The following is a 10729-nucleotide window of genomic DNA, read 5'->3' on the forward strand; positions in this document are numbered from 1 at the left end:
GCATATCGGTCTCCGACAACGTCCGGTGAATGCGGGCACCAGCTATTGGTTCCGCCACGGTTAGAATTCGTGCGCACGACCCGTTTCCCTGAGCGCCGGCAAAACTCCTTTTGCCATTCGCAGACGGCGCTGTAAGAAAGCTGAACATGCCTGACGCGCAGCTTGCGTGCACTGACGCGTGCTGAATTCGTTGGCAGGCGACCCTTCCGAGGAAGGACTAACGCCGTCATGTTTAACGACGCACGAGCGAGTGTCGGTCTTGGCGAATTGGCAAGGCGTTTCACACGATGACACCAAGTATAATCCCTCCTTTGTCTTAAGCGCCGGGGACCATACTTGTCGACAATCAGGAAAGCTCATCCGCTGCGGTGGCGTACCCTGCCGTACAGAGTGCCCAGATCGTCCAGCACGCGCTCGTAGCGCGATCGCTGCGGGGACGATCTCAGCCCAGCAATGGCGAAAGCCACCGCACCGACAAACACAGCGACGGTCATCAGGCTGGAGACAGGATAGAGCTTTACGGTGGCTTCCGTCTGTCGCGCCGCCTGACGCGCTCCGCCTTTGATCTTCGTTGAGGCCTCCGCAACCTGTTTGCGAAGGGCGTCCAGTTGCTTGCGCAGGGCTCCGATTTCCTCCTCGGCATTGAAACCAGGCTGCGGCGGGATGCCGACCGACCCCGCATTCGTATCGATGACAGCGCGCGGCACGGGCTCGCCGAGTTTCGCGCCCCCCGAGATGAGCGAGGCGGTTTCGTTTTTTTTGGCTGGCATGATGTCTCTCCCTACTTGCGGTGCATCGATTGGTGCACCCCTGCATCGGACAGAGACGCTGCTTCACAGCAGTTTGTTCCATCGTCCGCGATTTCGGGTGTGAAGGGACCAAGGACCCGTCACCGGCTTGTCTTCGCCCAGCCCAAATGACCGGTAAGCACGCGACAGCATTTCATGTTGAGGCGTTCGGCCAGCATCGTTGAACAGCGTGACGTGCGATAGAAATGACAAAAGCCCCCGCAAGGGCGTGCGGGGGCTCTTAGGTCTTTATGACCTGTCACACTCGGGCAGGTTTGGGGGCGTGCGTCTGAGTGACCGATGTCAACTTTCTCCGCCATGATTGGTTCCGCGCTTCGCAAAACTTTTCGTGAGGGCAGCTTCGAAATTGCGGTAGTGACAACTGATGAAATCGTGTGGAGCGACGTCGTCAACTTTGGTTGGTTGGAAAGCATGCTCGAGACCAGCAAAGATCGCCTGCCAACGCATCGCGTCAATTCGCATTGTCGGAAACGCTTTTTATTGGCCTGGCATCACAGCTCCCTGTCCATCGCACCAGTCGATTGACATGCGCAAGCCGAGCCTGGGCGTCCGCGGCGCAGGATCATCATTTCCCGACAACCCAGTTCGGCGGTTTTGCTTGTGAATAACAACCGTAACGACTGATAGGGGAACGGAGGGGTCAACGACGCGGCAAACCCCGGATAGAGGCTTTCACGCAAGCGCACGAGGTGTCTGATGCGTTTCTGTTCGCGTAGCATCGTGTCCGCTGTCGTATCGCACCAGCCATCCTGATTGTCAGTCGTCATTATGCGGCCACCGGAGACAACGAATTCGCAAAGGCGCTGTCTGGCGTGAATCTCTCCGGTCAGTTCAAAACAATCCGCCTGGCGGGTCATCCCATATTGTCTCCGCATAATACTATGAGGAGATGGATAGGCCTCGCACCTTGACCAGAGGGACCAAGGTCTGATGTTTATTGTCGTTTCGCCAAAAAGAGCGCGCGCGAAAGCCTTTGCGGTCCCTGTGCCTATGGCAAGCCTCGGTCGTAGATTGAATTTGCTTGCGTGGGCGTCACAAAGGCCGACCGAGCGGCTACGAGCCTCTGGCTCAAATCTCCGACGTTGTGTTTCATTTAAGTGGTGTCGTGACAAATACCTGCAAAACGTGATGTCTGCCTTTCCCAGTGCGGACGATTGGGCGAAGCCTGCTGGCCCAAAGGGGTTGAGCGCCATGTTTTTCCCAAGAAAAGTGGACGCCGACCGATCGGGGAAATCGCAAGTTTCGCGGACGGAACAATCCTGCTTGACGGCCATTAATTCGCCAAAAGAGGTAGGAGAACCAGATGCACACCGATCGACCGTGCGAGCGGCGCAAAAAGTTGCGCGGACACGCCTATACGCTTGCTGAATTTCAGCAAAAATATGAGCTTGCTCGCCCTGAGGCCAAGTACCTGTTTGCCAAGTTCGGGCCTTCTTCAATCGATTTGGACCTGTTGATGTCGGCAAAAAGGCGCGCTCCGACGATACATTCGATAACGGATGAGATCAGCCTCTAGATCTCGGGCCTCGCGTTTTGATTGCGCATGATTTCCCTCAAGCAAACATTGCCCTACGGCGGGGTTTTTGCCTCAAAATGCCATAACAAAGGCGCGCGGTTCAACAACACGTCGCACCGACCATCGCGATCTCCTCAGACGAGCCAAAAATATCGTTGTGACCACGACAAAGCGCGGACGGGGACTTCTTGCGGGTAGTGCTGCCACCGATGCGTATGGGCGATCGTAGAACCGGCAGCGCCATCGCGACCCCTCAGACGTCCTAGAGCGGTCCCGTCCTGGACAAGCGAAATGGCGGAAATGCCGCCCACCACGTTCCCGTCGAAAGCGATGTCGGTCACAACGCATGAACACGAACCACCATGTCGGCTTTCCGTAAACGGAAGGGAGCCACCGTACCAAATCTCAAAAAAAGGGCTGGAACATCCTTGCAAAGCGGTTGTTAGTTCCGCGAGGCCTGTCGTGACCTCGAAATCACAACCTAAGGAGAAGTCAAATGGCCAACCACCTTCCTCGACGAAGGCTCGACGATCACGCGCTCATCGTTGACGATCGCATAGGAGTATTTGGGTTCGTCGGGGATCGGCGTAATGACAACGGTCTCAAGGAGCGGCTGACCAACAACCACATTCTTCTTAACAACGACGCGCTCTTGGGAACGGGTGCCTGCTGGACATAGGCCACCACCTTCTGGCGGCGGATCGATGACGCTGCCGGCCACACCGCCGACAATGCCATCGACAGCGGCGCCGACCGGACCACCGACGATTGCGCCGGTGGCGGCGCCGCCAGCAGCGCCCCTTACGGTCGAAGATTGAGCGAAGGCCGAGCCGGATGCCATCACAATCGCCACTGCAATTCCTACTGCTTTGATATACATTTGTTTTCCTCCGTTACAGCGGTCTGTTCCGCTGCGGGGCAAAACCGCAAAAGCAGGCGAGCGTTGCAGACCGGGGACTTCAGTCCCTCGAGTTTATCGCCTCAAAGGCCAATCTATTGGCTTGGAATGCGGCTTAACATCCTGTCCTGGACATTGTGGAAGCCGACGATCATCGCAGCTATCGAAATCGCTTTATCCCGGTCAGCCGCATTTGTGATATAACCTTCAAGAACGACAACCGGTCCGAGCATTCGGATTGTGATGGCACTGCTGTCGATGTCTGGGTCAACTGAGAGCGCGCACTGGATCGTGGCGATGGTCGACGCGGAACTATGGCCTTGCGAGCAGCACTCGTCGTGGGTGAAGCTGTCAGAACCAAATTTCATTACTTCCTCCCCGTTCCTTCCCTCAAAGGAACATCGTGTTTGCCTCCATGCTAATATGATAAACGCCCTCAGGACCTGACAGACGGACTTAGGTCCCATCATGCGAGGGAGACGGCTCCCTGCCGCGGTCGTTCGAAAAATCAGTGAGGTCCCGTGATCGGGTTGCGGAGGCAAAGCGCTCTGCCGCACGTGCAAGCAGCTTGGAGAGACCACGAACGTGCATCGCGCGATATCTGCTCGTTGACAGTAACGCTGACGGGAACCGTCCTCCCACCCAACGCGACAGATAGCCGGGTGAACCAGGGAACTTATACCGGCTGCATAGGTTGTTTCTTCACGGCCGTGTGATCCCGGTCAGAGAAAGAGAAGAACTTCAATGAAAAATATGATCCTGGCGGCGGCGCTCGTTGGAGCGTCGGCACTGACTGCTGTCGCACAGACAACCCCCGCACCCTCAACCGATGCCGGAACGCCGGCGGTCGCCACACCCGACACGAAGAACCCAGCGGCACCCGTCGCAGGCGCAAACAGCTTCACCGAGGCTCAAGCAAAGGACCGCATCGAGAAGGCCGGCTTCTCCGAGGTCAAAGACCTCAAGAAGGACGAGAACGGCATCTGGATGGCGGCAGGGATGAAAGACGGCAAGGCCGTCATGGTCGCCCTCGACTATCAGGGCAACGTCGTCGCCAAGTAACGCCCCTCCTCAAATCCAAAGGATACTTTTATGAAAACCATTACTGGACTTTTCGACGACTACACGGACGCGAGTTCCGCCGTCAGTGCACTTGAAGCAGCAGGCGTTCCTTCGAACGACATCAGCATCGTTTCCAACAACGCGGATGATCGCCATTCCAACAACGGTGCCGCTACAGGAGCGGAATCCGGTGCAGGCCTCGGTGCCGTCGTCGGCGGCGCCGGCGGTCTTTTGACCGGGCTCGGCATTATGGCCATTCCAGGCGTCGGCCCCGTGGTTGCTGCCGGCTGGCTTGCCGCAACCGCAGTTGGTGCCGTGGCGGGTGCAGTAGCCGGCGGCGCGGCCGGCGGACTGATCGGGGCGTTGACTGACTCGGGCGTGTCTGAGGACGACGCCAACTTCTACGCGGAAGGGGTCCGTCGCGGCGGCTCTCTGGTCACAGCCAAAGTGGACGACGCCCTTGCGCCCGAAGCCGAGGCAATCCTGAAGCGTTCGAACTGGGTCGATCCTTCTCAACGTAAGGCGGCCTACAACGAGCAGGGCTGGACGCGTTTCGACGAAACGCTGGACCCGTATGGACCGGAGCAGATCGAACAGGAACGTGACCGCTACCGTCGCCCTCCGGCGGCGTGAGCACAATGCACGGCTGCCTCGCGGCAGCCGTGAACGCTAGTCCAAAACCGAGGAGACTATGATGGCCAAGAAAACCAAAACACTCGACGTCCTGTTTCACGACACTTTGAAGGACATCTATTTCGCCGAAAACAAGATCGTTGCGACCTTGCCGAAGATGCATGAAGCCGCCAGGAGCAAGCAGCTCAAGGATGCTTTCACCAAGCATCTTGCCGAGACCAAGGTTCATGTCACCCGTCTCGAGGATGTCTTCAAGCTGATCGGCAAGAAACCCGAGCAGAAGACCTGTGACGCGATGATGGGTATCGTCAAGGAAGGCGCCGAAATCATCGAAGAGTATGCCGGCGCACCGGCTCTCGACGCCGGTCTTCTTGCCGCAGCCCAGGCGGTCGAACATTACGAAATGTCGCGCTACGGCACCCTGCGCACATGGGCACTGGAATTGGGTATGAAGGAAGCCGCCAAGCTCCTTCAGACGACGCTCGACGAGGAACAGGCGACCGACATTGCTTTGACGTCCATTGCGACGAAGGTCGTCAATCAGAATGCCGAGAAGGCTGCCTGACATAGAAGCTGCCGCGTTGCGACCGGTCACCGCTCAGCATCGCGGTGACCGGTCAAGGCGAGTCGGACGGCCAAAGGAAGGACCGGTTCAGTGACCGAATTTCCGGATACAGGGATCGTCGAGTTGAGCGAGGCGGCATCCGGGTCGATCGGCCGGATGGGCGAGGTCCCCACAATTCTCGGCGTGATCTGCAAGACCATCGGCATTGGGGTTGGTGCTGTAGCCCCGTCACTGGCCGCCGCTGTTTGCGCCATTCTCGACAACGTTGATTTCGCGGCCACGGCCCCTCGATGCGATGCTCCAATCGTCCACCAGTCCAGCCGGCGCGGCTGCCAATTAACGGTGAGCGCCACGGCCTATATCAGCAAATATTTGCAGGCTTGCTTGGTCCGTTCGGAAAGTGAGCCTTTAATGCATCAAGAACGGTCTCGACGGAAAATGGCTTCTGAATAAAACTAGCGTTGCCCGCAAGGTCCCCCTCTTTCGGCCTCCTCGCTCCGGATGCGATAACCACCTCTATGTGGGGCCAGCGCTCGGCTACCATCCTTGCCAGTTCGTAACCATCAAGGTGCCCACCCGTCTGCACATCCGTAAAGAGCAGCTGCAACGAGCTATATCGTTCCAGAAACGCAAAAGCTTCGTCGGCCGTCGACGCCTCTACGACGTAATAGCCGGCCGCGGAAATAAGGTCGGCTGTATCCATGCGTATCAATGGTTCGTCATCCACGACGAGTGCGATGGGTTCCGGAACGGTGTCGAGTTTCTCGCTATCCATGCTCGGTAACACCATCCGCGAAGGCTTGTTCCAAGCTTTTGATATGATTCCGAAAATGACCGCGAAACCGGCAAGAATCAGGATCGCGGCCGCAGGGAGGTAGGAAGTTTAAGACTGGTCAGCCTTTGAGTGTCTCTGCCAGGACGTCAGCCGTTTCATTCAGTCTTGTTTGGTTAGCAAAGCGACACTGTCGCAATCAGCTTCCCGTCGCTTTATCACAAGAACGTTTGGCTATTTTCGGATTTCGCGATTCCCATCTCTTGAATGGCATCCATGCACCATCCATTTAACATCCAGATGGATGGTGGTTGAGATGACTGAGAGCGTTTACAAGCTTCGAGACAAAAACAGCGAGTCGGAAAAAATCACGATCAATCTCGGCTACGTCGATCTTGGCCGTATCGACCTTCTTGTGCAGGAAGGCTTCTATTCCAATCGCAGCGATTTCATACGCACAGCGATCCGAAACCAGCTCAGCAGCGAGAGTGAGGCGGTCAAGCAATCCATTATCAGGCAAACGCTGGAACTTGGCTTGAGGGACTATAGCAAGGCTGATCTGGAAGCGGTGAAGGCTGCTGGAGAAAAGCTTGCGATCAGGGTGCTTGGGCTGGCCCGGATCACCCCGGACGTCACGCCGGAGCTCGCTCTTGCGACAATTGAATCGATCACCGTGCTCGGCGCCCTTCATGCCAGTGCGGAACTAAAATCAGCATTGGCGGACCGCATTCGCTAGGCTTTGGCCCGACCACAAGGACATTCGATGAACAATTTCCTCATTGCCATGAGGCAGGCAACGTCGCTGACAAGAGCCTCGAATCTCGTCGAGGCGACCCGCGTGATCCAGGATTTACTTGCTGGCCGTCCGACACGCGACCCTATCGCCCCAACCGAACCCGCTGTCGTGGAAGCTCAGAGAGAGCCTCATTCGAAACCGTTTCAGATCGATCCTCACGCCGAAATCATCGAGCCAGGCAAAGATCAAGCAAGAGGATCCATGGAAGGCCCTGACAACATTGGATCTCGTCGGCCACGGAAGTCGCTTGGCGAGACACTACGCATCTTGCGTGAAGGACGGGCGGGATCGGGAGCGTTCGCCTCATCGCCGAGCATAGGCTTGTCAGGGCTTGCCAAAGATGGCGCCTCTCCCCCTGTAGCAACCGGGGCAGAGTTTCTGACACGATCTTATTCCTGCGCGGCCGGCACCCGAAGCTACAAACTTTACGTACCGGCATCCGCACGAGGCCGGCCACGTGGACTGGTCGTCATGCTCCATGGCTGCAAACAAAATCCCGATGACTTCGCCATAGGAACCGGCATGAACGCCGTGGCCGAGACACATGGCCTCCTCGTTGCCTATCCCCACCAGACCGGAACGCATAACGCCTCCTCCTGCTGGAACTGGTTCAGGCCGGCCGATCAGAAGCGCGGTGCCGGCGAGCCTTCGATCATCGCAGGAACTACCGCGAAGATCATGGCGGAATTCGACCTCGATCGCAGCCGGGTTTTTGTGGCGGGATTGTCGGCAGGTGGCGCGATGGCCGCGGTCATGGGCGAAACATATCCAGAACTCTACGGTGCCGTCGGCATCCATTCCGGACTGGCATACGGTTCGGCAAACGACGTCATGTCGGCCTTTTCCGTCATGCGAGGCGATGCGGGCGTCTTACCCCACCCGAAACTGCGCCACCGACCCACACCTGACGTTCGCACGATCGTGTTTCAGGGTCGCGCGGACCGCACGGTCCACCCGTCCAATGCCGAACGGATAGTCGCGGCGGCCACTGCGTCGGGGCAACACGCCACAACTCAAACGGAGACCGATCGCTCTGCCGGTGCACGCCCCTATACGAGGAAAATTTTCACGAACGCGGAGGGGCAAGCAACACTGGAATACTGGCTTGTTGAGGGCGCCGGTCATGCCTGGTCCGGCGGCGATCCGCACGGATCGTACACAGACCAGCGCGGGCCTTGCGCGACAAATGAGATGGTGCGGTTTTTCCTCGAATCTGGCGCCAGCTTCTAGAGAAAATATGGCGGCTAGATAGAGGTCAGGGCGCCGACGCCAGTCTCTTGCATTCGGAATAAGGGTTCGGCGCTCGGGCATATCTACGGTGATAAAAGCCGTTATTCGTCACCGCTGAGGAAGTGCCCGAAGGCGGCGAGGGGCCGTATTCCATCGCAGACGATTTTAGTGATCGCTAGCATCGGGACGGCCAGAATTGCCCCAGGCACGCCCCACATCCAGAACCAGAAGATCAGGGCGATGATCACGAGCACAGGATTAAGGGTGAAGCGCCGGGCGAGCAGCACCGGGGTGATGATCTCGCCCTCGGCCACATGGATCGCGAAATAAAGTGCCGCCGGCAATAGGGCCAGCCACAATGTGTCGATCACCAGCAAACCGGCAAGCAGGAAAATGCCGACACCGAGAAGCGGTCCCATAATCGGAACGAAGTTGAGTAGGAAGGCTACGACACCCCAGAGGACTGGATCACCAAGCCCAGTCGACCACATGGCAATACTTGTCGCCACCCCGACAGCAGCATTCATGAGGGTGATGGTGACGAGATAGGCGGAGATATTTTTCTCGACATCCTGCGACAGCTCGACGGCCTGTCGCTTTTCCTTGAAATTGGGCAGTATTTCGACCATTCGCCGCAGAAACGTGCTTCCAGAGACGAGCAAAAAGAACAAGATGACGATCGTTTCGAAGAAGCTGGCTGCAAAATGGGTCGTACCGGCAAACAGCGTCGCAGCGATCGTTGAACCGGAGCCGACGTTCGATCCCGATCCTTGCATGAACCCGTCAATCCTGTGCAGAAATGTCTGCAAAGCCTCGACGGGTTCATTGAGGAACTTGAGGCGCTCCTGCAGCCTGGGAATTCCCTCGGGTAATTTGGCAGCCCAATCGGTGGCCGGCCCAGAGATCGCAGCTCCAATGCCGACGATGGCCCCGAACACCAAAAGGATAAGTATGAGGGCCGCAAGACTTCGCGGAAGCCGGAGCTTCTCCAGCAGTCGCATGCCCGGCTGAAACAGAAGCTTGAGGACGAGGGCCAAAACGATCGGAAGAACAATTTCCGCTGCCAGATATGCAAGGCAGAGAACGGCGAGCGCCACCAGTATAGACAACAGCACGACGATAGGATCAGAAGGCAAATCGAGAGATTTCGCCCGCATGTCGGCCACTGGCTCTAGCTCGTCTGTTGGGGCAACCAATTCGGCCCTGTCATCAACGACCATGCTTTTCTCCTGTGAACTCATAAGCTTTAGCCGGGGACAACGACGGTCTCAGGCGACCCGGTGGTAGGGCAACATCCCGGTGCGATCAGGGCAGCTCCGAGCGGGTCGGTTTGGCGATGGCGGAAAAGGCTAAAGAATTGGACCGATCTCGGTGAGAAAACCATTGGGCAGGTTAAGTGTTCCCCGATCGGTGACGCCGTGAACAACTCGATCACAGCCAAGTTAGGCGATTGCCCGCCTCGAACATAAAAACCAAATGGGGCTTGTGCGACCATACCTTTGGTCACGATGATCACGATCACGGGATCGTCCTCCCCGGGGCCGTAGCTCCATCCCGAATTTTGCCATTTCGGCGCAAAAAACGGCTGAACTGACCCGCGGGATAAATGTCCTCGGGATATACGGGTCGTCGTTATCGGCAGGCGCGGTAGCCAGATAGCCTTTGCAGAACGACTTGCGTTGGAATCTAAAATTGATCGTTCCTATGTTGGACGTGTTGTGCGCGGCAGGGAGAGCGTTACGTTTCAACGTTGGACGCCTTTGGATAGGGCGCGGTGATTGAGGTCTCGGCGCTGTTTACTCCCATCGGTCCCGATGCGTAAAAGCCATCAGCGCTTCGATTGGTTAGCAAGCAAAAGCGCCCTGACCTTTGGCGCGACTCGATTTGTGAAGAGGTCGAGGCCAACGCGGACTACGCTCACGCTGGTTTTGGGTGCTGCCCCACTCGGACGATAGTCAAAGAATCTGCGTCTGCATCGAGCAATCTTGTCGTGTCCAGCAGCAGGGTCGTATAAGGCGCGATGACGTCTGATTCAAAGATTTTTGTCGGCCTGAGACCGACGCGCAAGAAGCCGACTCCCCTGAAACGCCCCTCCCCTCCTCAATTCGCTCCGGGACCGCGAAGACGATCAATGCAAGAAAAAACGCTGCGCAAAGCCAAGCGGCGAAAGCGGCCCTTCAATCCCGCAAACTTAAGGTGCTGGAAGCAAAAGCATTCGAAACGCTCGGTCTCTCACCGAACGCAACGCCGGATGAGATTAGAAGCCGTTACAAGCAGAAGCTCAAGATGCACCATCCCGACGCAAACGACGGAGACCGCGCGTCAGAGGAGGATCTGCGGGCAACGATCGATGCCCATAAAATCCTGAAGCTCAATGGCTTCTGTTAGGTGCGATACACACTGGCCGCCTCAACCCATATCGCTTTCGTAGCCCTTTCTCCGCTGGCA

The 10729-nt window shown here is 57.3% G+C and carries 11 protein-coding genes and 2 pseudogenes; 8 read left to right on the forward strand and 5 right to left on the reverse strand.

Features of this window, described 5'->3' with window-relative positions; all coding sequences use genetic code 11:
• Positions 1–356: 356 nt before the first annotated feature.
• Positions 357–770, reverse strand: a complete 414-nt coding sequence (locus tag AC1DM5_RS34190; protein WP_477822628.1) for a hypothetical protein — start codon at positions 768–770, stop codon at positions 357–359.
• Positions 771–1088: 318 nt separating this feature from the next.
• On the opposite strand from AC1DM5_RS34190, the gene AC1DM5_RS34195 reads away from it, so the two are divergent.
• Together AC1DM5_RS34195 and AC1DM5_RS34200 are read left to right on the forward strand one after the other, a co-directional pair.
• Positions 1089–1334 carry a hypothetical protein gene (locus AC1DM5_RS34195; protein WP_477822629.1) on the forward strand — a complete coding sequence of 82 codons (246 nt, stop codon included), beginning with the start codon at positions 1089–1091 and terminating at the stop codon, positions 1332–1334.
• A gap of 778 nt (positions 1335–2112) precedes the next feature.
• On the forward strand, positions 2113–2325 hold the full coding sequence (locus AC1DM5_RS34200; protein ID WP_477822630.1) for a hypothetical protein: 213 nt from the start codon (positions 2113–2115) through the stop codon (positions 2323–2325).
• Between the two features lie 481 nt (positions 2326–2806).
• Here the strand turns inward: AC1DM5_RS34200 and AC1DM5_RS34205 are convergent.
• Positions 2807–3205 (reverse strand): annotated as a pseudogene (locus AC1DM5_RS34205) (DUF1236 domain-containing protein).
• Positions 3206–3318: 113 nt separating this feature from the next.
• Entirely contained in the window at positions 3319–3591 is a 273-nt protein-coding gene (locus AC1DM5_RS34210) for a BON domain-containing protein (protein WP_477822631.1), read from the reverse strand.
• Between the two features lie 376 nt (positions 3592–3967).
• Here AC1DM5_RS34210 and AC1DM5_RS34215 point away from each other — a divergent pair, with 376 nt between their 5' ends.
• The 3 genes from AC1DM5_RS34215 to AC1DM5_RS34225 all read left to right on the forward strand — a co-directional run bounded on the left by AC1DM5_RS34215 (position 3968) and on the right by AC1DM5_RS34225 (position 5483).
• Positions 3968–4285: a PepSY domain-containing protein gene (locus tag AC1DM5_RS34215; RefSeq protein ID WP_477822632.1), complete on the forward strand. Its 318-nt coding sequence runs from the start codon at positions 3968–3970 to the stop codon at positions 4283–4285.
• Between the two features lie 30 nt (positions 4286–4315).
• Entirely contained in the window at positions 4316–4918 is a 603-nt protein-coding gene (locus tag AC1DM5_RS34220) for a general stress protein (protein ID WP_477822633.1), read from the forward strand.
• Between the two features lie 61 nt (positions 4919–4979).
• Positions 4980–5483, forward strand: coding sequence for a YciE/YciF ferroxidase family protein (locus tag AC1DM5_RS34225; protein WP_477822634.1), 504 nt, complete (start codon positions 4980–4982; stop codon positions 5481–5483).
• A 361-nt stretch (positions 5484–5844) separates the two neighbouring features.
• Here the strand turns inward: AC1DM5_RS34225 and AC1DM5_RS34230 are convergent, their stop codons facing one another.
• Positions 5845–6258, reverse strand: a complete 414-nt coding sequence (locus AC1DM5_RS34230; protein WP_477822635.1) for a response regulator — start codon at positions 6256–6258, stop codon at positions 5845–5847.
• Positions 6259–6571: 313 nt separating this feature from the next.
• On the opposite strand from AC1DM5_RS34230, the gene AC1DM5_RS34235 reads away from it, so the two are divergent.
• Positions 6572–6991, forward strand: coding sequence for a CopG family transcriptional regulator (locus tag AC1DM5_RS34235; protein ID WP_477822636.1), 420 nt, complete (start codon positions 6572–6574; stop codon positions 6989–6991).
• Between the two features lie 261 nt (positions 6992–7252).
• Positions 7253–8281 carry an extracellular catalytic domain type 1 short-chain-length polyhydroxyalkanoate depolymerase gene (locus tag AC1DM5_RS34240; protein ID WP_477976762.1) on the forward strand — a complete coding sequence of 343 codons (1029 nt, stop codon included), beginning with the start codon at positions 7253–7255 and terminating at the stop codon, positions 8279–8281.
• Between the two features lie 101 nt (positions 8282–8382).
• Here AC1DM5_RS34240 and AC1DM5_RS34245 read toward each other — a convergent pair whose 3' ends face one another.
• A complete protein-coding gene (locus AC1DM5_RS34245) occupies positions 8383–9501 on the reverse strand; it encodes an AI-2E family transporter (protein WP_477822638.1) in 1119 nt (372 codons plus the stop codon).
• A gap of 862 nt (positions 9502–10363) precedes the next feature.
• On the opposite strand from AC1DM5_RS34245, the pseudogene AC1DM5_RS34250 reads away from it, so the two are divergent.
• Positions 10364–10669 (forward strand): annotated as a pseudogene (locus AC1DM5_RS34250) (J domain-containing protein); the annotation flags it as partial.
• Positions 10670–10729: the final 60 nt, after the last annotated feature.

Source organism: Rhizobium sp. 01T437 (assembly GCF_056398505.1).